This is a genomic window from Streptomyces sp. col6 (genome assembly GCF_008042035.1).
Classification (GTDB): domain Bacteria; phylum Actinomycetota; class Actinomycetes; order Streptomycetales; family Streptomycetaceae; genus Streptomyces.
This window is the reverse complement of sequence record NZ_RDBL01000009.1, coordinates 133,013-154,783: the sequence shown is the minus strand read 5'-3', so window position 1 is coordinate 154,783 and position 21,771 is coordinate 133,013. Positions and strand designations below refer to the sequence as shown.

Genomic DNA, 21,771 nt, shown 5'->3' with positions numbered 1-21,771 from the left:
CCCCCTGACACCGGTATCCCCGGTCCCCCGGCGCCGGGCAGAGGGCCGGCCTCGTGCGTCGCGTGGTCGACGGCCCGGCCCGGCGGGTACTGGCCGCCGGCGTCACCGCCCCAGCGAGCCGAAGTCCTGGTGAAAGACCTGGGATAGGACCAGTCGGTGCGCTCGCAGCCGTCCCGGGGGTATTCGAAGACGTCGCCGACGGCCGGGATGACCCCGGCGGTGCAGGAGTCGCCCGGGGGCACCCACTCGTAGCTCGCGGCGGCGGGTGCCACGGCGTCGGCGGCCTCGCCGGTCGCGTGCGCCGGAATGGCGACGACGGAGCGTTTACCGTGGGTGCAAGGCTTCGGCTACCGCGAGGGTGTCCCAGTAGAACGGGCGTATCTCGGTAATGAGTCCGTCTTTGACAGTGATCAGCTGCATGACCGAGGTGTCCAGGATCCGACCGGTGGCGCGGGCCTGCAGGCGGCCCCGGTTCAGTACAACGACGGCATCTCCATCGACCACGAATCGCTGCTCCAAGAATTCCAACGACTGCCACGCCTCGCTCATCGCGGCCATGAAGTCCTCGATGCCGCGTGGCCCGCGCCAAGTGCCCCCGTAGGGCAAGCCAGGTGCCTGGTGCATCACCACCTCAGGATCGAGCCACCTGGCGAGTCCGTCGAAGCCGGCCTTTCCCATGCCTCCGGCGGCAATGTAGGCCGCTTCGGCCGCGTAGAACTCCTGCAGTACGGCCAAGACTTCGCCTCGTGCGCGCACGCCTGTGCGCGGCCCGGTCGCCGATACGGCGATCGGGCCCGAATTCATCGTGCTTTCTGGGGTCATCAACCCATGGTGGCGATCCAGCGGGAAGGGCGCTGGCGAGAATCGGACATCGCATCCTGAGCGTCATCGTCACGACCGGCTCAAAAGATCCTGCCGGCCGCCGCTGCAGCTAACCGGGCGCCCACCGTAGGCATCGGCAGGCGCACATCACGGCCGTGCCCACGGCAGGAAAGAGCACCGCCCTACGACTGACACGCCCGTTCCCGGCGGCGCCTGGCGGATTTCGTCGGCGCCTGCGCGGAGTGCCGCCATCGGGCCGGCTGGGTCGCCGGCGGCGCAGCGACCACCCGCAGCGGGCGGCACCCCCGCCCGCTGCGAGAAGACCGCGACCATCCTGGCGGGCGGACTACTGACGGTCGGAGCCTACGCCGTGCTTCTTGCTGAACGGGCGCCGCACCTCAGGTGATAAGGGGTCTGTGACGTCGCGGCCAGGTCGATGCCCGGCCGCTGGTCGGCCCACGTCATCAGCGTGCGGCCCATCACCTCGTGTACGTCGAGGAACCGAGCACGACCTGGTGGCCGATGATCTCGAAGTCCACCCCCGACGGTGTGGAGCGGGCAGCGGTGAAGCCGGCGTTCTGCGGCAGGGACACGCGCCACACGTAGGAGTGTCCACCGATGCCCGGCACCGCGACGCTGATCTCGTCGCCCTGCGCCAGCAGACTTCCGCCGGTGTCGACCTTACGGCCGTCCCAGGTGCCGCTGACCTGGATCCGCGCTTCCTGCCCGTGCGACCCGGCCGCCGGACCGACGGTGAGCGCCCCGCCCTTGCCCATCAGCCGCGTGATCACACCGGACAGCGCCTCGTAGGAGAAGGACACGTCGCCGGTGACCAGGTTTGCCTGCGCCGTGCGGGAAGACAGCGAGGTGACCGTCACGTCGTGCAGGTCGAGGGCGAGCTTCCGCACGTCGAGGTAGTCGCCCTGCGCGTTCGACGTCGTGTTGAGCGAGAAGTTGCCCGCGCTGATCGTGACATGGTCGAGCTCGCGGCCCGTCGCCTGGGTCAGGAACGGGAAGCCGTGGATCGACACATGGGTGTAACCGTTCGTCGACCCTGAGCCGTATCCGTACTTCTGCTGCGCGAGCTGAACCGCCTCCCCCTCCGCGAAGTGCACCGCGACCCGGTCCGCCACCGTGAACAGCGCAGCCAGCACGACCACTACGATCGCGAGCGCCTTGACCCAACGCCGTCTCATTCTCCCGCCCCCTCCCACTGCCGCGCCCCCCTGGCAGCGGCCACGCCGCCGAACAGACACACGGCGACGGGGCATGGTATCCGCGCGGCCGGGTCGCGTGCCCTCCACCGGCGGTTTCAAGCAGAATCCTCGCCCAATCCTGCTCCCTGACACCGCCCAGCCAAGCGATCTTCCAGAGGCAAAGTCAACTTCGATTACCGCCCTTCCCCGCGCGTGCTCTCCCGGCGCGGCCTCAGCCCCACCCGACCAGAACACTTGAACAAGATCGTGTTACGAGTTCTACGCACCTGCCGGAAGCCGAGATCCGCCCTCCGAACGGGCTCCTCGATGCGAGGGACAAGTGGCAAGAAGAGTCGAGAATGCATGAGGGGACGGCAGGCCCAGATCCCGGTGCCATGAAGCGTAGAGACCTCCATGATCGGGCGAGCCGTGCCTGGACTGCTGCCACTTGTCACAATGCGCCCTACCTAATGGCGGACGCCCCAAGGGCGGGCATGAAACCAAAGTGGCCCGCCCCTGCTGGGGCGGGCCACGCGCGAGAGCGAAAGACCGGTCTCGGGTGGGCTGCGTGCTGCGCAGCCCCTTCGCCGCCGTCACCAACGTCCTGCCCCCGCAACCACGAGAAGCTGAACGATGAGCAACTCACCACCCTCGCCGGCCTCGGACTGGAGTGGGCGTCGGGATAGTCACATGCTGCACGGGCGGAACTCGGCCAAGCCGGTCGCCGTGAGTGTCCTTTGTGGTGGGCGAGCTGTTCAACGCGCCGGCCTCCGTAGGTGGTGCCGATCCGGTCGGGCAGCGACTCGGCGGGATGCCGGTCCCGCCGAACTTCGGCCCATCCGCCGCGTGATGGCTCCCAGCAGCTCATCCAGCGCCGCTTCCTGAGTCCGCCCCCGAGGCCGGGCCAGCCCCACCCAGCTCGGCGAGACCCCGTGGACTGGACGGAACACCACGTCCGGATGGGAGTAGAAACGGGCCGCCGATGCCGGGGCCAGCGCCACGCAGCCACCAGCCACCGCTCCGAGCCACTCGTCAGGACGGGTGGTGACGGCGCCGACCCGGACGGGATGCCCGTCCCGCTCCGCCGTCGCCAGCCAGTACTCCCTCCACGCGCCGGTTTCAGCTCCGTACTGCGGTCGGCTCCATGGCCGCAGCGCGCGCTGCCCCGCAGGCCGTCGGCTGCACTTCGCCGCTGTCGCAAGAGGGGACCTCGTCGTGTACGCAGTCAGTCCCTTTCCCGTCGGTCTCGGGCTCGCCGTGACCGACGGGCCCGACCGCGCGGCGTGGCTGCTGGCCCGTAAGCCGGCCCGGCTCGCCGCGTACCACGAGGGGGTGGCTCGGGGGCGGTGTTCTCGCGCGTGAGACGGGTCGGTGGAGTACATGGTGCGCTACGTCGATACGGCGCCTGAGTGCCGCTGCGTCGTATCGGTGGTCTGTGAAGTGCCGTTCGGCGAGGGCGAGCCCCTGTCCTTGGACCCTTAGGCCGCGTAGCGACCTCGTGCTCGGCCGATCCGCCTCTCCTGGTTCCTTCGGTTGTTGCGGCGAAGCAGGCGTTCAGGCCTTTGGGCGGATGTGGACACCGGTTGCCTGTCGCAACGCGGTCTCCAGCCGGTCGCGGGCTTCGGTCTGGGCAGCGATCCGTTGTTCGAGGACCGCCAGCCGTTCCGCCGCTACCCGCAGGCCTCTCTCCGAAGGCGGTGCGGATGCCACGTCGCCGTCCAGGCACGGCAGGAACACCCGCACGTCGTCAAGGGTGAGCCCGGCGGCCAGCAGATAGCGGATGTTGCGGACCCGCACCACTGCCCGCTCGTCGTAGACGCGGTAGCCGTTGGGGGCCCGCTCCGAGGAGATCAGTCCAGCCTGCTCGTAGTGCCGCAGCGCCCGGGCGGTTGTCCCTGTCGCCCCGGCCAGCTCACCAATCCGCACCCCAGCCACCCCCGGGTCACTCCTATCACGCCACGACCGCTCCGCCGTCGACCGGGAGTACCACTCCGGTGACGAACGACGCGGCCGGAGCGGCAAGCTGAGTGATTGCCCAGGCTACCTCCTCGGCTCGTCCGATCCGGCCCAGTGGGGTGTGCGCCAACTGCCATTCCCGCACCGCTGCCATCCGCTCCGGCGTCAGGCCCTGGTGCTCGCCGATAGGTGTGTCGATCGCGCCGGGGGCAACCGCCACCACCCGAACCCCGCGAGGAGCCAGTTCGACCGCCCAACTGCGGGTCAGCAGCTCCAGAGCGGTTTTGGTGGCCGCATAAACCGAGCTGCCGGGCCAGGCCCGCTGCCCCACAGACGTACTGACATTGACGATCACCCCGCCCGACGTCTCCAGGAGTGGCAGCGCGACCTGGGACAGAAGGATGGGGGCGACGAGATTGGTGGCAAGCTGAGCTGTGATCATCTCCGGCGTCAGCGTGCCGAGGGCGCCGCTGCGCACGATGCCCGCGTTGTTGACCAGTACGTCCAGTCGGCCGTAAGTCTCCAGCATGGTCCGAATGATTCGGTCCGGCTCGCCCTCGGCGGTGACGTCGGCGGCCAACGGCGTGATCCGCTCGTGCCCGGTCGCGGTTTCCTCGAGGGGCTCGGGCCGTCGCCCGATCGCGACCACGTGGGCGCCCTCGACGGCGAAGGCACGGGCGGTGGCCCGACCGATCCCGGTGCCGGCTCCGGTGATGGCGACGATCCTGCTGCTCTGCGATGCGGTGCTGCTCATGCCGGTCATCGTGCAACCCTGCCGCCAGTGGCAACGTCAAGCAGCGCCCGACGGGATGGAGCGAGAAGGGCGCGCAGTTGCTCGGCTCCGGGGCGGCGTGCGGTGTTCACCGCGGTGGCTGGCTCCAGCGGCTCGTCCCCCCCTCAGGGTGACGGTGCGCTCAAGAGGCACCGGACGAGCGCAGCGAGCGGCGGGCCGGACCCGGGCAGCAGCGTCTCGGGCAGAACCGGGGACCACTCCCATACCCGCGACCAGGTCGCGGGCGGCTCCCCCCGCGCCGGCGACCTGAGAGGTTCCGGCAAACAGGACCTGCCCCACCTCGGCAGCGCCGCCCGGGCCCACCGCTGGAAGCCTTCGGCGCGCTCGGCCGGGCAGTCGGTGAGCGCGCGGCACACCGAGCGCGACGAGCCGGGCAGATCACGCGGCGCCCTGCCGGAGGCGTTCTTCCAGCCTGTGCCGGTGACCGAGGTTGCGGGGACCTGCCTGAGGGCTGACGGTGGTCGGGAGAGTGAAGCATCCAGTGGTGCCGTGCGCGGGAGCAAGGAGAGACGATGGGTGACTCCCAGCGAGGACGGCGATCCCGTCGCTCGCCCGCTGGTCTCCTACGAGGTCGGGTCGCCGTTGTCACCGGCGCCGCTCGCGGCGTCGGTGAAGCTCTTTCGCGGAGTCTCTCCCATGCCGGAATGCGCGTGGCCCTGATCGGGCGGGAGAGAGAGACTCTGCTCGCGACGGCCACCCATCTGCCCGGCCCGAGCATCTGCATCGAGGCCGATATCACCGACCGTGCGGCGCTTGCCGACGCCGCAGGCCGAGTCGAAGCCGCACTCGGCCCCGCCAGTGTGGTCGTGGCCAACGCCGGCATCGGCGTGAGCGGACGGTTCGACCGTACAGCCCCAGCACTATGGCAACGGGTCATCGACGTCAACCTCACAGGATCCGCGAACACCGCCAGGGCCTTCCTGCCCCAGCTCACCCAGACCCGCGGATACTTCCTCCAGATCGCCTCCACAGCCGCGTTCGGCGCCGCCCCCATGATGAGCGCCTACTGCGCATCCAAGGCCGGAGCCGAATCCTTCGCACTCGCACTCCGCGGTGAGGTCAAGGCGGACGGGGTACAGATCGCCATCGCCTATCTGCACTGGACCGGCACCGACATGCTCACCGGAATCGACGAAAATCCGGTACTCGAAGCCCTACGACGCAACCAGCCCGGCCTCGCCCGCCGTGTGCACACCCCCGACCAAGTCGCGTCGTGGCTCACCCAGGGCATCGCCCTGCGGGCCCCGCACATCTACGCCCCTCCATGGCTCCGCTGGTGCCAGCCGCTGCGCCCCCTGTTCCCCGCGCTCGTCTCCCGTATCGCCCGTCGCGAGATGAAGGGCCACCTCAGCGGCGCGCTGTCCTCTCCCGCCGAGGTCCTGGGCAGCGGAGGACATGCCGACTGGGACTCCTTCCGGGCCCTTCGCGCCTTCCCTCCGCCTGACCAGTAGGGCGAGCGGCCTCCACCGGGTCCTTGGCGCCATAGCCGGCAGACTCGACTGGTCGCCGCTGCCTCAGTCAGGCCTCCCTTCTCGGCCACTCCAGGTCAGAAGTTGACCGGGGCCTGCAGCAGGCCCTCACACAGTTCTCGGGAACTGCTTTGCCCTACGCAACTCCCGGGGATCGCAAGTTCGGCAAAAACAACCTCGTCGCCCCCTGGTCAACGCGTCCACACCCAGGAACTTGCGGAGGGTTTGCGGACGGTTGGAGTCAGCTGGTGGCCATGACCTGGATGTTGCCGATCCGGTCCATCGAGTCGAAGGAGACAACGACGGCGTTTCCATTCGGCAGATCAGCGAGCAGGCGGTCGCTTTCCACACGCTGCGGCACCTCGTGGTGCTCGAAGTAGCTCATGACGGCCTGTTTCGGTGAATGCCCGATGAGTGCAACATCAGTCATCAGCACGCGAGGCAGAGCGACCGGATCGAGCCGGGCACTCGGCACTTTCGCGTCGTCCGGCAGAAAGTACACCTGGGTGCCGGGCCCGGCGGGCTGCCCGATGTACCCAGGAGCGTTGGCCACTCCCATACCTGCGAAGGCCAGCATCTCAGCTGCCCGCCGAGGATCGTCGAACCCGGACAGATCGACCTCCGAAGCAGTGAACTCGGGAATCCGGTGAGCCTGCCCGTACCGTGCCACGGCAGCGGACAACGACACGACCTCGCTCCCGGCGAATCCTGGATTTGCCCAGCCCCACAGCCAGGAGCCCTGCTCCATGTCGAACGTCCCGAGGAGACTGACCCGTAGCTGCACCTCCCCCTGCTGGTACGAACACGTCGACAGATCCGCGCTCCACGGCGCTCTGGGCAGGAAATCCATGAGCGCCTCGAGCTGGGCCACGCCCCAGACGGAATGGCGTTCCGCCTCAAGCAAGAACTGATCGCTGAATTCGTTTGTCATGATCACGAGCGTAGGAAGCAAGACCTGACGAGGGGTACTCAGGGTCGGATGTAGTGGTCAAAGGGCGCTGCGATGCACCGGTCTGACGTAGGCGGCTTCGATGAAGCCTCACGACTGGGTGTAGCTGCCCATGCCCCTGGAGAGTCCCGCTGGGCTGTTGCAGGGGCTACGGCCGTTTCCTGCAAGGCCAGTTGGCCTTTCTGCTGGGTATGGGGGGCGGTGGGGATGGATTGTTCCGGACAGGCTGCGGGAGATAGCAGGGCCGGTGCTACCGCCGGCCCAGGTCCGCCCGCAAGGGGCGCGGTCGCGAACATTGATGACGAGGCGGCATTCGCGGCGGTCATCCACGTTCTGGTCAGCGGGTGCGCCTGGCGGGCCTTACCTCCGTGCTTCGGGGCCTCGGAGTCGACCCTGCGCCCACGACACCAGGCCCTGAAGCCGTTGCTGTCTCATGTCCACATGGGGCACGAATCCCACGCGACGGAGTCCAAGCCCCGTGCCCGCGCGCAGGCAAGGCATACGACGTCCCCCGCCTGCAGCGATGGCTGTGAAGCAAGCACATCGGGGCCCGTATCGCACGCAAGGGCATCGAGTCCAGCGGGCGGCTCGGCCGGCGCAGGAATGCAGCGGTTCCAATCTTCTGCCGCCAGGCTCCTCGCCGGTCCGGCGCTTTCACCCGCATCCAGGTTCATGCAGCGACGACCGAGCCTCAAGGCCCTGTCGGAGCTTTTGCCGAGGGCAGTCACCAGTAGTGGCGTCGCCCTCCCACGGAGTGTCCGAGAGCTCCGAGGGCCCAGAACACCGCGCCAATGGCCAACAGGATGATTCCTATGGTCCATAGGGCGCCGATACCGGCGATCAGACCGATGATGAGAAGAATAAGGCCGAGGATGATCATGGCACGCCTCCGATCAGCCCACGTCATCAGTGTCACGCCGGTATGGGCCGACCTACAACCGGGGTGCTCTGCCCAGCCTCGCGGAGTAGCGCCGCGGGGCGTTACATGCGGCGAGGCGTGGGCACTCGGAGCGCGTCCCGTTTCACGGCACTGCCGGAACGCGTCGAGGACACCCGTCAGAAAGGCGATGAGATGACCAATCGCACCACCCGCCTGCATCGCACCAGGGGCCCTGGAGCCTTGGTCACCGGCGGCTCCCGGGGCCTGGGGCTGTTTGTGGCCCGGCAGCTGGCGGAGCGCGGGTGCATTGTGACCATCGCCGCCCGCGATGCTGAGGAACTGGAGCGGGCGGCTGCGCAGCTGCGGGAGGACACTGGGGCGAGTGTGCGTACGGTCGTGTGCGATGTGCGCGACCGCGCCGCTGTGGGTGTCCTGGTGCGTGAGGTCCATGAGCGTGACGGCCTCGACCTTGTCATTGCCAACGCCGGCGTCATCCAGGTCGCTCCGGTCGAGGCCGTAGGCGCAGCGGAGTTCCGTGACGCCATGGACACCATGTTCTACGGCGCTCTGCACACCTCTTTGGAAGCGCTGCCGTACCTGAAAAAGACCCGGGGCCGCCTCGGCCTCATCGGGTCGGTCGGCGGCCTGCTCGGCGTTCCGCACCTGCTGCCCTACTCGTGCGCCAAGGCTGCGGTCGCGGCCCTCGCCGAGGGGCTGCACGCCGAGACGGCAGCATCGGGCGTCAGTGTCACCGCCGTCCTCCCAGGTCTCATGCGGACCGGATCGCACCGGCAGGCCGAGTTCGGCGGAAACGTCGATGCCGAGTTCGGCTGGTTCAGCACAGCGGCAGGCGCCCCTTTGTATGGCGAAGCCGCGGTGAGCTTGGCCGAACGCGGGCCACCTCGGGCAGCCCGGCCCGCAGTCGCGGGCCGACGCCGTTCCCATGGCCGGACGAGTCGGGAGACCCCCGAACGAGCACCGGTCCTCCTCGGCCAAAGGGATAGGCACGCAGCACCGCCCGGTCAGGTTGTCGGCGGTGCCAGCCGTTCACGCCGAGGCTCCGTCGCGCGGAGGCGAGGTCTCGCAGAGCCTCGGGCCACTGGCGGTGCTGGCGTACCTGAACCACCGCGAGCCGCTGTCACCGCAGTAGCGAGTCCGCGAGGACCGTGGCGGTGGCGTCGTCGAGAGGTGCATGGCCGAGCAGGAAGCGGTACCAGAAGACGCCGTAGATCTGGTCGACCATCAGGTCAAGGTCCCGCCCGGGTTCCAGCTGGCCGCGCTCCCGCCCCCGCTCCAGCACTTCTCGCAGGGCCGCGCGGCGGCGTTCGGTGAACTCCCGCATGAGCGCGGCCAGCTGGGGGTCGCGCGCCGCCTCCCGCGCCAACGTCCGCAGCGCCGGGCCCACGGGGGGCTGCTGAGCCTCGGCGAAGGTGGCGGCGACGACCACCTGGAGGTCGCTCCGCAGATCCCCACGGTCAGGCGCGGACACGGTCTGCTCGGCGCGTTCCGCCAGAGCCTCCAGGAGCACGGCACCCTTGGAAGGCCACCAGCGGTAGAGCGTCTGCTTGCCGACCCCGGCCGCGCGCGCGATGGTCTCGACGGTGACAGGATCGCCGTCGCCTTCGCCGAGCAGCCGCAGCGCGGCGTCGAGGATGGCCCGTCGCGCCGCTTCGTTGCGCCGGCGCCCTGTATGGGGCCGCACGCCGCCCGTGCCCGCGTTCATGTTCTTGTCCGGTTCCGTCTGCGCCATGTCGCACATCCTTTCCGAGTTTCCGAGCTCGAACCACTTGACGAGACCAACGGTCTCGGCAAAACTCACTTTATCGAGACCCCCAGTCTCGTCAATGCTACGGAAGACCGAAGACAGGGCATGAACGACAACCGCGCACAGCGCTTACGGAGGACCGCCATCATGACCACGGACCACACGCCCGCTCCCCGCGTCGTCGTCATGGGCGGAAGCTCCGGCATCGGCGAGGCCACAGCAGCACTCTTCGCCGCGTCAGGAGCGGAGGTGACGATCACCGGACGCTCCCAGACCCGTTTGGACGAGGCGGCAACCCGCATCGGCGGCAAGACGATCACCCACCGGATGGACGCCACGTCACAGGAGGACACGGCGGCATTCTTCGCTGCATCCGGCCCCATCGACCATCTGGTCATCGCGGTCAGCGGCGCCGCGGGCAGCGGCCCCTTCGCGGAACTGGACCTCGCGGACCTGGCCACGGGCTTCGACGCGAAGTTCTGGCCCCAGGTCCGCATCCTCCAGGCCGCGCTCCCCCGCCTCGACCGCCGGCGCGGCTCCGTAACCCTGATCACGGCCGCCTCGGCTCGTGCCGCCTTCCCGGGCACGTCCGGCCTCGCCGCGATCAACGGCGCCCTTGAGGCGATGGTGCCGCCCCTCGCGGTCGAACTGGCCCCTCTCCGCGTCAACGCCGTCTCCCCCGGCGTGATCGACACCCCGTGGTGGGACCGCATCCCGGCGGAGCAGCGCACGGCACTCTTCGACGGCCTCGCGAAAACGACCCCAGCCGGCCGGGTCGGCCGCGCCGCCGATGTCGCGGGGGCCATACACTCCCTGGCGACGAACGGGTTCATCACCGGCGTCGTACTCGACTGCACAGGCGGCGCGAACCTCCCGATGGGCGCACAGGCGTAAGGCGTTCGGTCCCCGGGGCACAGAGAGGCACGTGCCCCGGGGCTCCGGCCACGAGCAGCTCCTCCACGTGGCCGTCCCGCGCTCGTCCGCGCGCGGGACGGCCACGGACCCCGAGCGGACCTGATCACGGTGCGGGAGGTTCATCGGCAGATCGCGAAGCCGACGGCATGTGGGCCTTCTGGGGCGCTCGCAGGCGACCTGACCAGCAGGCCCACCTCGCTTCCGACCGGACCTCGTCGCTCAGCCGCCCACGCGTCATACGTTCCGGACCACCGGACTCACGCCCGCCCCAAAGGCGAAACCCACACATTGATCACGACCGGATACGCGCCCTAGCAGTGAGGCTGGGTAAAGTATTCCGCCCAATGGCTGACTGGACTGCGTGATGCGGAACAGGCCGCAATCGCACATGCCTGGACCGCATCGACAGGCCGCCACGTGTTTGTTCTGTGCAGCGGCCGGGGCCCCGGTGCTCGCCGGCCGGCTCCCGAGGGGTCGCGCGCGACCGGTCCTGGCAGATCCGCCATGCTGCACACGCCGTGCAGTACGCCGGGGGTGGGCCCCTTGGTGTCCGGCTTCGTCCTCCTGAGCGGGTGGTTCGCGGCGAGGAAATCGCGCATCACCCGTTCAGGGTGATCAGCGGTAGGGCGCGCCCGGGGGTACGGGTTCCGCGATGCTGGCGTGCTGGCGGAGCTCGCGCAGGTCCCCGGTTACAGGTTCAGCGGCTTACAGATTCCCAGGGGCTTCGCGGCCCGGGCCCCCGGTCCGCGAGCGGCTTCCGGCACGAACACTCGGACGTGACGACACCTTCGTGAGGGGGCATCATGGCATCTCGCCCAGCGCCAGGCGGGCATTGTCGCCCAGGACCCGCATCGCTGCCCTTACGCGCACTCGATGTCGCGCCGGAGATGCGGGTTTCGTACCGTCGCCTCGCACGTCCTCCGACCACCGCATCGTGGTCAACGCGATCCTGTTCATGGGTCCGGACCGGTGTCCCATGGCGTGACCTGCCGGAACGTTATGGCTCGTGGAAGACCATCCAGGAACGGCATCGCCGCTGGTCTGCGGACGGCACCTGGGACCGGGTCCTGCTAGCGGTCCGGGCCGGCGCCGGCCTGGCAGGAGGGTCGACTGGTCGATGGCCGGCGTCGACTCGACGTCCTGCCGGGCCCATCAGCACACGACCGACGCCCGCAAAGCCCGTCCGCGGATCCCGAAAAAGGACGACGCCCCGGCACCACCGCCCCGACGAGGGACTCGGACGGTCCCGGGGTGGCCCGACCTGCAAGATCCACCTCGCCGACGTAGGCGGCTGCCGCCCCATGGCCTTCCCGCTCACGCCGGGGCAGTGGGGCGACGCCCCGCAGATGGCCGAGGTCCTGGACCGGATACGGGTTCCCCGGCCACTGGGCGGACGGCCCCGCACCCGGCAGGACCACGTCAGCGGCGACAAGGCTTACAGATCCCGCCGAAACCGCCGCTACCTACGAAGACGCCACATCCGGCACACGATCCCGGAACCGAAGGACCAGCGGGCCAACCGCCGCCGCAAAGGCAGAGTAGGCGGCAGACCAACCGGCTGCGAGCACGACCACTACCGGCGCCGCAACGAGGTCGAGCGGACCATCAACCGCCTCAAGAACTCCCGCGCGATCGCGACCCGCTACGACAAGCGGGCCTACGTCTTCCATGGCACCGTCACCGCCCCAGCAATCCGCCTCCGGCTCCGCCAATGATCCGCCGGACAGAACCTAAGCCAGCCGAGGCGAGCATCACCTGCGTGAGTCGCGGGTGTCGCCAACTGCCGAGGCGTCCGGGCCAGAACGGTCTTCGGTCTGCAGGCAGCTGCCGTTGCTCTGTCCCATGCGCCAAAGTTCCCGCCATGCTTGAACCAGGGGACCGCATGACCGGACGAGACGAGTAAGCGCTACAGGCAAATGTTCGAGCGCGGCGATGACGGCGAGGACTGTGGCGGCGGCCGTGACGAGTGTCTGAGTCATGGTGTTGTCCTAGAGAGCGGCAGCGCCGGTGCCTCACGCCCATGGTGCTGATGTACCCGTCCGGATGTTTCTTTCACATCAGCGTTAGCTCTGCGGGGCCTCTCCCTCTAGGACCCGTCGGTATCACCAGAATCAGTCCGTTCAGGGAGAGGCATGCAGGAAGATCCCTTCGGTGAGTCCCCTTCGAGAACACCCTCGGGGCCGCCGACTACGCGCGCAACGTCCGACGGTCCCGGCCCACAGCAGCTCTTCCAGGTACAGATCGACGAGAACCAGGCCGCTCTGCAAGAGGCGGTGCGGCAGGCTGTCGCCGCCGACGCGGAAAGGGCGGACGAAGACTCCGCTCTCTGCAGGAAGCTGGCTGAAGCCGAATTCAGCGGCATCGCCTGGGAGCTCTTCGCGCACGATCTCGCCGCGTACGCGCACCCGATCATGCTGGCCTGGCTCTATACGGGAGAGGTCTTCGTGAACTGCGCAAAACGCGGCCGCCCAGTACGGCGACGTACCGATCAGAACGTGGAGGTGCTGCGCAGTGACCACGACGAGCGTGAGGGACTGGTCTGCGAGGCCATCGCCCGGGGACTGCGAGTGTTCCGCGAGCATGCGCTGATCGGCGGCGGCTGGTGTCCGAACGGCGGCGCATCGCTGAAGACGTACTTCGTCGGGGCCGTCCTCGGCGAGTTCGGTGGCGTATTCGACCGGTGGGCATCGGAGCGTACTCGTCATCCGGAATGTTCGGCTGAGGGCGCGGAAGCGCTGCATGCTGTGCCCGCCCCCGAAGCCGGCCCGGAGGCTCAGGCCATCGGACACGACGTCGTCCAGCGGTTGCTCGGCCAGGTGAAGAACGACGAGACCAGGACGGCGCTCTTCCTGTCCATGAGGGACTACACCATGCAGGAGATCGGCGAGCACCTGCAGATGTCCGCGGCGGCCGTCTCGATGCGGCTGTCCCGGCTGCGCAAGAACCCCCCGCGGCAACAGGGCGGCCCACCAGAGGAATCCGGTTCCTCAGCGAAGCGAAACGGAATGGAGGACGCATGATGCGAGAGACACTGACCATCGACGGTGTCGCCCAGGCCATCGTGAGAATCCAGCAGGTCGCACGGGCTTCTGGTTCCGACCGATTCCGTGCCTGTCTGCAGGAACTCACCGACCTGCACCAGGAGCTCGTGCAAGGTCATGCCCCTGACCTGAGCTCCTGCCCGAAGGCCTTGGACGCCCTCGACTTCGTGGCCCAACTGCAGCGCTCCTCGCTCTCCACTCCCGCAGCCGCAGCCCTGCAGGCACGAACCAGCGCTGAGACGATGCGCCGCATCGCCCGGCACCGCAGGGACCTGCACGCCGAGCAGACGCAAAAGAAGTCGCGTACCCCCCGAGCTGACCAGGGGTCGGCGAAGTCCTCCGGCCGGATCCGCACGTTCCTCGACGAACGGCTCGATCACTGGCGAGGCACAGGCACCGGGAAATGGGTCGCTGCCGACTGGAAGGTGGTGACCCACCGCGAGACGGACGTCGCCGAAGTGGCCTGCGAGACGATCCTTCGTCTTGTGGTGCCTGATGCTCCGCCCCTTCCTGTGCCTGCCGAGTTCCGGTACCGGACATCAGACCCCTATGCGGTCGAGGCGATCTTTCACACGGGTCAGAGCGAACACCCGACGTGGGTCTTCGGCCGGGAAATCATCACGGCAGGACTGCGTACTCACGCGGGTGCCGGCGACGTGAAGATCTGGCCGTCCATGAGCGCCGGCTCCAAGACCATCTGCATTTCCCTCAACTCCCCTGAGGGAACGGCCCTGCTGGAGGCGCCCCGAGCCGCCCTGCAGTCATTCCTGCGCCGGACCAACGAGCTGGTCCCGCTCGGCACGGAGAAGGAACACATCAACCTAGACGTCGACAAGGTGTTCGGGCTTGATACCGCCCGCGCCGAGGAGGGGAAGCCACAAGCCAAGACCGAGCAGTAAGCGCACACGGCCGGCACGGGCAGGAGGAGTTCCTCACGGCCACGAAGGAATGCGACATCGCGGCGAACGCCGCTTCGGGCAGGTCTCTCCCGTGACTCTTCAGCCTGGGCCCGCGGACCGGGCAACGATGCGCTGGACGATCCCGACCTACGAGCCCGGTCACGACGGCGCAGAGTGATCAGCAGGAAGCCCCGGCTACTCAGCATGGTCAAGCTGCAAACGTCAGAGAATCTGCAACACCTCAACATGCGGGAATACCGGTCCCGAGGCCGGATAGGGCACCCGGTGGAGGGGAAGCCAATGAGGATGGAGGAGGAGAGCGAGGCCGCCGCCGCCGTGCTGGGGCGGTTGCTGGGGCTGCTGAAGCCCGACGGCGACGACGGGAGCGCGTGGGCCGGGGCGCTCCCGTACCTGCGGCGGCATGCCGTCGAGCACGCCCTCGACGCGGGGCGGGCCGACGAGTTGTTGACCGATGCCGAGTTCCTGGTGCACGCCGACCCGGGCACGCTCGTGCCTGCCCTCGACCTCGCCCGGTCGCAGGACGCGGCCGAGGCCGTCGCCGTCTACCGGGCCGGCCTCGGAGTCCACCGGTTCATGACGCCGCGCGACCGGCGGGCCGTCCTCGCCCTGGACGCCCACGGTTACCGCCTCGGGCCACTGGCCGAGGCGCTCGCCGCAGGGCTGGGCCCCGGGGCCCCCCGGCCGCGCTGGCGTACCGGGAGCCGGATGAACAGCGCGCTGCGCGACAGCACCTCGGGCGCGTCCCAGACGGTGACCGCGGTCGCACGGGCTCAGGTGGCGGGCCGCCCGGCCCTGGTGACCGGCGGGTGGAACGGGCGGGTGCGGGTATGGGACCTGCTCAGTGGCAGGTTCGTCGGCCATCGGTTGTGGGGCCACAGCGAGGTGGTGTGGAGGACGGCCTCGGTGAGCGCCATCGATGGCCACGGGCTGCTGGTCAGCGCCGAGTTCGACGGCACGGTACAGGTGTGGGACGCGGATGACGACGGCGGCACGCACGTGTGCCAGGTGCCGACCCGCTACGGGGTTCCGCATCTGGCCTGCACGGTCATCGACGGCGAGCCGGTGGTCCTGATCGCGCAGCAGTTCGCGGAGACCGGTCCCCGTGTGTGGAGCCTGGCCGCGCGCGACTGGCGAGGCGACGCCCTGCCGGACGCGGGCGGCAGCCCTTCCGCTCTGGCCTGCTACGAGGACGACGGCGCCCCGATGGCCGTCGGAGCGGGATCCGCAGGTCTGGTCCGCTGGAACCTGCGCACCGGACAGCGGCACGGCGAGCCGCTGCCGTGCCCGCCCGGCCGGGCCGCCGCCGCGTGCACCTCCGTGGACGGCCGCGCGCTCGCGGCGGTCGTGGGCGGCCGGGCCGTGCAGTTCTTCGACCTCACCGGGCCGGGCCGACTGCTGCACACCGTGGAGCGGGCCCACAACGACACGCTGTACGCGGTGGACTGCACCGTCGTACGGGGCGTGCCGGTTGCGGTGACGGGTGGCTACGACACCACCGTTCGGATCTGGAACATGCTGGACGGCACGCCGTACGCTGAGCCGTGGCGGCTGCACACCGACACCGTGGTCGACGTCGCCTGCGCCACGGTGGCCGGCCGGCCCGTGGCCGCGACCGCCGACCGCCGGGGCCTGATGCTGGTGTGGGCCCTGGGCGAGGCCCCGGTCGGCGACGCGCTGCCCGGCCACAGCGACCCGGTGCGATCGGTTGTGTATGCGCGCGTCGGGGATCGGGCGGTGGTGCTGAGCACCGGCTCCGGCTCCTCCGGTGACAAGCGCGTGCGGGGATGGGACGCGCGTACGGGCGACCCGGTCGACCTTGGGTCCGGGGCGGAGCCCGTTGCCGTGGCGGGGACGTCGGCTGTCGTGGACGGTATGGAGGTCCGGCTCGTGCCCGGCACGGACGGGGCGGTCGCGGTCCAGGACGCCGCGACCGGACGGGAGCTCTTTACCCTCACCGGCCACACGGAGCGGGTGACCGCCGTGGCGTGCGTAGAGGCCGACGGGCGGGCGTTCGCCTTCAGCGCGGGCTCGGACGGCACGTTGCGGACTTGGGACCTGGCCCGCGGGACCTGTGTGGACGTGTGGCCGGTGTTGCGCGGGGTCGGGGACCTGACCGCGGTGTCCGACGCGCCGGGCGAACCGGGCGCCCTGCTGATGGCCCTGGGCTCGGACGTGGTGGTCTTCGAGCTGCCGCGCGGCGCTCCGCAGGCATAGGTCGCCGCGTGGTCAGCGTACGCTCCCCAGGAGACGGGCGACCGCGCCGCTCGCCAGGTAGCGGGACGCGCTGTGGAAGTCGAGGCGGTTGATGACGCACTCCTCGTCGCTTTCGACTCCGCGGAACCGCTGGGAGATCCCCTTGGCCGGTATGGCGACCAGGTCGCCGGGGTCGGCTACGTTCGCCCAGCATCCTGCGGCCGACGGGCGGCTGCCGCGGCCGTCGACGGGGGCGGGGACGAGCCGGTCGAAGACCACGCCGCGCAGTGCCAGCGGGGAGCCGAGCGTCAGCCACAGTGCTACGGGCGGGGCGTCCTCCCGGTGGAGGGTCTCGTAGGCGACCACCGAGCCCAGGGAATGGGCGATCAGGATGTCGGGCTGGTGCCGGTCCAGCGCCGCGTGCAGCCGCTCCTGCACCGCCTCGCGGGCCGGGCCCGGCGTCAGGTAGGCGACGACCTCCTTGGCCCAGCGCGCCATCGCCCGGTCGACGAGCCTGGCCGGGCACGCCCACGATTCCGCGACCTCGGCGACCTGGTCCCGCAGGAGCTGGGTCAACCGGCCCTGGGGCACCCGGCGGGACGGCTGGGGCTGGGCCGGGGGCCGGTGGTGGGCGAGGATTTCCAGGACCACCAGCGCTTCCTCGTCGGTGAGCTGCGCCGTCGTGGCAGCACCGCCCTGCTGGACCGGGCCGCGCAGCAGGTCGGCGTAGTAGACCACCTCGACCACGGTCCCGGCCGCGACGGCCGGCCCCAGGTGCCGGGACCAGATTGCCGACAGGTTGCTGGCCGCGTCTTGCGGGGTCTCGTCCGGGCGGTGGTTGCCGATGCCGTGGATGCCGAGGATCCTCATGCGGTCCTTCCTGGTGTGTGGGGGCGGGCCCGCAGATAGTCGGCGAGGCCTTGGTGGAACAGGCGGTAGAGGGTCGATCCGTCGGTCTCGATGCCCGTGCGCACGTAGAAGCTCCCCGCGTCGAGCAGCGGGCGGACGTCCGCGGGGGCGAGACCGGGTTCCTCACGGGGCGCGAATTCCGGGGCGACCGCCTGGACGGCCTCCAAAGGGAAGCCCTCGCCCTTGGCGAAGGCCAACGCGGTCAGGACCGCCCGCAGACGGATACCGTCGGCGCGCTGCCCGAGGTCCAGTTCGAGGACGTCCGGCAGAGTACGGGGCACTCGCGCGCCCAGTGCGGTCGCGGCCGGCACGTCCGACGGCGGGTCAAGGGACTCCAGGACACGGGCGTAGACACGGGCCACCAGGAAGGCTCCCCAACCGTGCCCGGCGGGCGGCTCCTGCGTCAGGGCGGCAGCCGCCGACCGGGCCAGGGCCTCTCGCACCGGACGATGGGCCGCCGCCCGGTAGGCGGGCCACTCGGCGAGGACGTGGGCCAGATGCTGCTCGAGGTCGGCCCGCAGCTCCCCGGCGGGTACGTCGTCCAGGTCGAGGACCGACTCCGGGGACGCAGCGGCGCAGTCCAGCAGCGGGCCGAGGTGCGTGCCTCGCCGGGACCCGACCAGCAGGCGGACCGCGGGCAGGCCGTCCGACCGGACGGTCTCGACCAGAGGGAGCAGGAACTGCTCGACCAGGCCCGCGGGGTCCTCGGCTTCGTCCAGCGCGTCGAGGACCAGCGGCGGGGGGGCGGGCAGCGCCCGCACCGCTGTGAGCAGGTCGGGCACCGTCCACTGCGCCGCCGGGCCCCGGTCGTCGCCGGCCGGTGGCTCAGAGGGCGGGGGCAGCCGCCACTGGAGGGCCAGGGCGGTGAGAATGGCGTCCACGTTCCGACCGCGGGCGTGGACAGCGGCCAGGGCCGGGTCGGGGGACGGCACTCCGTGCGGATGCCGTGCCGCCAAGTACCGGCGGATGTCGGGGGCAGCGGCCACGATCTGCTCGTGCCCGGCGCACACCAACGCGCCGAGCAGCGCCGACTTCCCGGACCCGGGCGCCCCGGTGACGATCCGCAGCCCGCCGGCCGAGGGGTCGTCGATCCACGGCGCGAGTACGGCCAACTGGCCTTCCCGGCCCACGAAGTGGTCGCCGACGCGGTCGGTGAAGTGATCCGTACCGGGGTCCGCGAAGTCCCGCACCGGGGCGGCGAGGGATCCCAACCGCTCCAGCCGCAGATCGCCGTTCCACCTCGGGTTCGGGAAGAACGGCAGTTCGGGCAGCGGCTGCGAAGGGTCGACGCGGGTGGCGTGCACCCGCTGGCGGGGGCTGAGGGAGGACAGCCGGTCCTGGATGGCTGCGGTCGCCCGGTCCCACCGGACGTACCGCAGCGACGGGGCCGTGTCGAGGCCGTCCTCGGCGATCTGCTCCAGCACCTCGGCGACACCCGTGCTGAAGGCGCCGTCGTAGGCGGGGTCGTCGGGGCCCGTTGCGGCGATCACCCAGGCCCGCAACTCGGACTCGGGCACCGCGGTCAGCCGCGCCAGACGGGCGGCGCGCCCCGCGCGGCACAGGTCGATTACGAACAGGACGGGCAGCGGCTGCTGGTGTGCGTCGGCGACCCAATGGCTGACGTCCGTGCCCTGACCGGTGTCCCCGTCCGAGGGCACCATCGCGATCCGCTCGGGCGTGGCCGCGTGCCAGGACCGCTTGTCGTCGGCGGGGTCAGTGTCTCCGTGTGAGATGACGTGGACGACGCGGAAGCGTTGGTCCGAGGCCTTGTTCCAGTGGTCGCGCACCGCCACCCGATCGGGGTCGCGGACGGTCAGCACCCGGTAGGAAAGCGCCCCGTACGCGGCACCCAGCCGGTCCAAAAGCCCCGGCATGAACGGCAGGCGGTCCCAGGCGCCGCCCCCCGGTTCCGGCTCCCCGTCCGCCGTCACGGCGGGTCCGGGGAAGCGCTCGACGCCCATGAGCAGCACGCGGGCCTCCGCCTTCCCCGCCGCCGCACGTTCCACTCGCACCCCCTGTGCCAAGGACATGAGTACCAGGAAAGGGACGCCGTGAGTACCCCGAGCGGTCTGCGACGGCGTACGGACGGACGCGCACGGCTCGCACTCGCTCGAACGGGGTCCTGCTGCGCGTCGGGCCGGCCGCGGGTCCCGGAGGGGGTGGGCCCGCGGCCGGGGGACGGCTGCCAGGGCGACTTGTTCACTGCGGGCAGGAATCCGCTTCCGTGAGGGCAGCCTCGCGTTCGAGATACCCGCTCTTGGTAAAGCCCCGCCCGGACCTGTCGCCGTCGGTCAGATTCGCAGCCGCAGAACCGCCACAGGCACCGACTCAACCCACGACGGTTCGGTTACGGCGACCATCGTCTTCGTCGTCCTCGCCGGTGTTCGGGCCACGCACCAGTCGGCGCGGCCGAACCTCCGGATGGACGACTACCGCTTCCGCCGAGTGCTGAGCCACCGATCGTGAGTGCACGCATGCCGGCTGTGCAAGCGAACAACAGCAGTTCTGGCCGAGGTCCGATCCCCGCGCTCTCCTGGAAGTGGATGCCCTTGAGGTCTCCGGCGTAAATGCCGTGATTGGGTGTGCCGGAACCGGCGCGTGGTTAATGGGTGGCCGCCGGGCGTGATCCGCCTCGGGCCGTCTGCGGACTGGGGCATGGGTGCCTTCCGGGGTTCAAAAAATGTTGCGAGTGCGGTGCTGCTCGCGCAGGTCGCTGAAGCGGAGATGTGCCTCCTCGAAGGGGAGGCCGTGACGGAAGTCGATGACGAGGAGGGCCAGGGCGTCACGGGACTCCATGAAGTCCTGCCACTTCTGCTGTGGCTTGAGCCAGGTATCGAGCGCAGTCATCGCAGCCACCACTACCGCCAGCACCGGGATCCAGATGACCATCCAATTGCCCTTGCTGTCGGCAAGGTTCGCCCCAGCCGCCACGACACTCGACAGGCAGATCAGCAGGATGCGGCTCAGGTAGTAGGTGACCCCGTAATTGCGGGTCCCGATGCGTAATGTGCGGGCCGTCTTATGCATCTCAGTAAGCAGCGCGTCCCGCGCCCCCAGTCCCCGATCTCCCGGAGCAACCGCTTCCTCGGCCTCTTCGTCGGCATCTGCCATGGCACCCCCCCGGTCGCTTCCTTTGGGCCAGCCCCCGCCCCGCACCCCGTCTCTGCCCCAGCGAGCGAGTCGTGAATCCACCAAGGCGACGATCACCGCGGACGCCCCCGATGGTTCCGCTTCAGCTCGCTGCACACTACGATTCGCCAGCCGTGGCGTTCGGTAATACGTCTACCCGCGCCCCGATCAGCCGTGTCAACAATCCTGCGGGGCAATACACCTAGCCCGCGCGCAGCACCCCGCCCCACCGCTCGACGGGCCTGGAGTCGAAGACTGTCGGCGCTTGCGCACCGCGTCCTCCAGGCGCTGCACAGGGTCGGTCCGGGGAAAGTGGCCGCGTTTGCCGTTCGCAGCTCGATCCCTGCCCTGCGCACTGCTCCCGCACGGCGTGGTGGCCGCTTTACCCATCCAGGTTGGGGGGCGAGGGGCCAGCAATTGGGGTGACACGCACCGCAAGAGGTGGGTAGCACGGCAGGCGGCAGAGTTCTGCAGTCGAGTAGTTGCCTACTCTCCTTCTCGCATTCTCCGCACCAAGGTTGGGCAACCTTTTCCCGCTCCGGGAAGGGCGTGCGCGTGAAGATGTCCTGGTACATGAAGTACATAACCACCTTCGAGAGTGCGCGCAGGTTATCTCCTTCTGCATCAAGCTCGTGTGCGTCGCTTGCGGCGCCCAGTGCCATATTGCGCAACTGGCGGTGATTGAAACGGTCCTGCACTGTCCGCCTCCTGTGCTATGTCATTTCTGCGGTGCAACGCCAATCGTTCGCGTCAAAGGTTGACAAGGCTGTTCGGCCGCAGGCCAACCACTTTGGTGCGCGTCGACAGGACGCACTGGCCGACCGGCTCATTCGT

The 21,771-nt window shown here is 69.7% G+C and carries 16 protein-coding genes and 4 pseudogenes; 9 read left to right on the top strand and 11 right to left on the bottom strand.

Going from position 1 to position 21,771, the window contains the following annotated elements:
- The 5 genes and pseudogenes from EAO73_RS37100 to EAO73_RS13560 all read right to left on the bottom strand — a co-directional run.
- Window positions 1-272, bottom strand: a pseudogene (locus tag EAO73_RS37100) (hypothetical protein); the annotation flags it as partial.
- Between the two features lie 52 nt (window positions 273-324).
- Window positions 325-822 carry a nuclear transport factor 2 family protein gene (locus EAO73_RS13580; protein WP_224756280.1) on the bottom strand — a complete coding sequence of 166 codons (498 nt, stop codon included), beginning with the start codon at window positions 820-822 and terminating at the stop codon, window positions 325-327.
- Window positions 823-1,301: 479 nt separating this feature from the next.
- Window positions 1,302-2,018: a DUF2993 domain-containing protein gene (locus tag EAO73_RS13575; protein WP_147971794.1), complete on the bottom strand. Its 717-nt coding sequence runs from the start codon at window positions 2,016-2,018 to the stop codon at window positions 1,302-1,304.
- A 1,554-nt stretch (window positions 2,019-3,572) separates the two neighbouring features.
- Complete coding sequence (locus EAO73_RS13565) at window positions 3,573-3,944, bottom strand: MerR family transcriptional regulator (RefSeq protein WP_147971793.1); 372 nt, start codon at window positions 3,942-3,944, stop codon at window positions 3,573-3,575.
- A 25-nt stretch (window positions 3,945-3,969) separates the two neighbouring features.
- The gene (locus EAO73_RS13560) at window positions 3,970-4,737 is read right to left on the bottom strand and encodes an SDR family NAD(P)-dependent oxidoreductase (RefSeq protein WP_147971792.1); all 768 of its coding nucleotides are present in this window, start codon (window positions 4,735-4,737) and stop codon (window positions 3,970-3,972) included.
- Between the two features lie 542 nt (window positions 4,738-5,279).
- On the opposite strand from EAO73_RS13560, the gene EAO73_RS13555 reads away from it, so the two are divergent.
- A complete protein-coding gene (locus EAO73_RS13555; protein WP_147971791.1) occupies window positions 5,280-6,218 on the top strand; it encodes an SDR family oxidoreductase in 939 nt (312 codons plus the stop codon).
- Window positions 6,219-6,477: 259 nt separating this feature from the next.
- Here EAO73_RS13555 and EAO73_RS13550 read toward each other — a convergent pair whose 3' ends face one another.
- Window positions 6,478-7,167, bottom strand: a complete 690-nt coding sequence (locus EAO73_RS13550) for a DUF6882 domain-containing protein (RefSeq protein ID WP_147971790.1) — start codon at window positions 7,165-7,167, stop codon at window positions 6,478-6,480.
- A gap of 229 nt (window positions 7,168-7,396) precedes the next feature.
- On the opposite strand from EAO73_RS13550, the pseudogene EAO73_RS37310 reads away from it, so the two are divergent.
- Both EAO73_RS37310 and EAO73_RS37305 read left to right on the top strand, forming a co-directional pair.
- A pseudogene (locus EAO73_RS37310) lies at window positions 7,397-7,563 on the top strand (transposase); the annotation flags it as partial.
- Between the two features lie 113 nt (window positions 7,564-7,676).
- Window positions 7,677-7,787, top strand: a pseudogene (locus EAO73_RS37305) (IS5/IS1182 family transposase); the annotation flags it as partial.
- 122 nt (window positions 7,788-7,909) lie between these two features.
- Here the strand turns inward: EAO73_RS37305 and EAO73_RS36485 are convergent.
- A complete protein-coding gene (locus EAO73_RS36485; RefSeq protein ID WP_224756279.1) occupies window positions 7,910-8,065 on the bottom strand; it encodes a DUF6131 family protein in 156 nt (51 codons plus the stop codon).
- Window positions 8,066-8,107: 42 nt separating this feature from the next.
- Here EAO73_RS36485 and EAO73_RS13540 point away from each other — a divergent pair.
- Window positions 8,108-8,806: pseudogene (locus EAO73_RS13540) on the top strand (SDR family NAD(P)-dependent oxidoreductase); the annotation flags it as partial.
- Window positions 8,807-9,203: 397 nt separating this feature from the next.
- On the opposite strand, the gene EAO73_RS13535 reads toward EAO73_RS13540, so the two are convergent.
- Window positions 9,204-9,815 (bottom strand): TetR/AcrR family transcriptional regulator, encoded by a 612-nt coding sequence (locus EAO73_RS13535; RefSeq protein ID WP_224756278.1) that lies wholly within the window; start codon window positions 9,813-9,815, stop codon window positions 9,204-9,206.
- Window positions 9,816-9,977: 162 nt separating this feature from the next.
- Here EAO73_RS13535 and EAO73_RS13530 point away from each other — a divergent pair, with 162 nt between their 5' ends.
- The 5 genes from EAO73_RS13530 to EAO73_RS13510 all read left to right on the top strand — a co-directional run bounded on the left by EAO73_RS13530 (window position 9,978) and on the right by EAO73_RS13510 (window position 16,920).
- Window positions 9,978-10,724, top strand: coding sequence for an SDR family oxidoreductase (locus EAO73_RS13530; protein WP_147971788.1), 747 nt, complete (start codon window positions 9,978-9,980; stop codon window positions 10,722-10,724).
- Window positions 10,725-11,548: 824 nt separating this feature from the next.
- On the top strand, window positions 11,549-12,460 hold the full coding sequence (locus EAO73_RS13525) for an IS5 family transposase (protein WP_412074591.1): 912 nt from the start codon (window positions 11,549-11,551) through the stop codon (window positions 12,458-12,460).
- 417 nt (window positions 12,461-12,877) lie between these two features.
- Window positions 12,878-13,765 carry an RNA polymerase sigma factor gene (locus EAO73_RS13520; protein WP_147971787.1) on the top strand — a complete coding sequence of 296 codons (888 nt, stop codon included), beginning with the start codon at window positions 12,878-12,880 and terminating at the stop codon, window positions 13,763-13,765.
- A 479-nt stretch (window positions 13,766-14,244) separates the two neighbouring features.
- A complete protein-coding gene (locus EAO73_RS37205) occupies window positions 14,245-14,685 on the top strand; it encodes an SsgA family sporulation/cell division regulator (RefSeq protein WP_318153262.1) in 441 nt (146 codons plus the stop codon).
- Window positions 14,686-14,985: 300 nt separating this feature from the next.
- Window positions 14,986-16,920 carry a WD40 repeat domain-containing protein gene (locus EAO73_RS13510; RefSeq protein ID WP_147971786.1) on the top strand — a complete coding sequence of 645 codons (1,935 nt, stop codon included), beginning with the start codon at window positions 14,986-14,988 and terminating at the stop codon, window positions 16,918-16,920.
- Window positions 16,921-16,932: 12 nt separating this feature from the next.
- On the opposite strand, the gene EAO73_RS13505 is transcribed toward EAO73_RS13510, so the two are convergent.
- From EAO73_RS13505 to EAO73_RS13495, 3 genes are all read right to left on the bottom strand, one after another.
- Window positions 16,933-17,769 carry a hypothetical protein gene (locus EAO73_RS13505; protein ID WP_147971785.1) on the bottom strand — a complete coding sequence of 279 codons (837 nt, stop codon included), beginning with the start codon at window positions 17,767-17,769 and terminating at the stop codon, window positions 16,933-16,935.
- A complete protein-coding gene (locus EAO73_RS13500) occupies window positions 17,766-19,838 on the bottom strand; it encodes an ATP-binding protein (RefSeq protein ID WP_147971784.1) in 2,073 nt (690 codons plus the stop codon). The genes EAO73_RS13505 and EAO73_RS13500 overlap by 4 nt, the downstream gene beginning before the upstream one ends.
- 643 nt (window positions 19,839-20,481) lie before the next feature.
- Entirely contained in the window at window positions 20,482-20,919 is a 438-nt protein-coding gene (locus EAO73_RS13495; protein WP_147971783.1) for a DUF4231 domain-containing protein, read from the bottom strand.
- Window positions 20,920-21,771 lie beyond the last annotated feature (852 nt).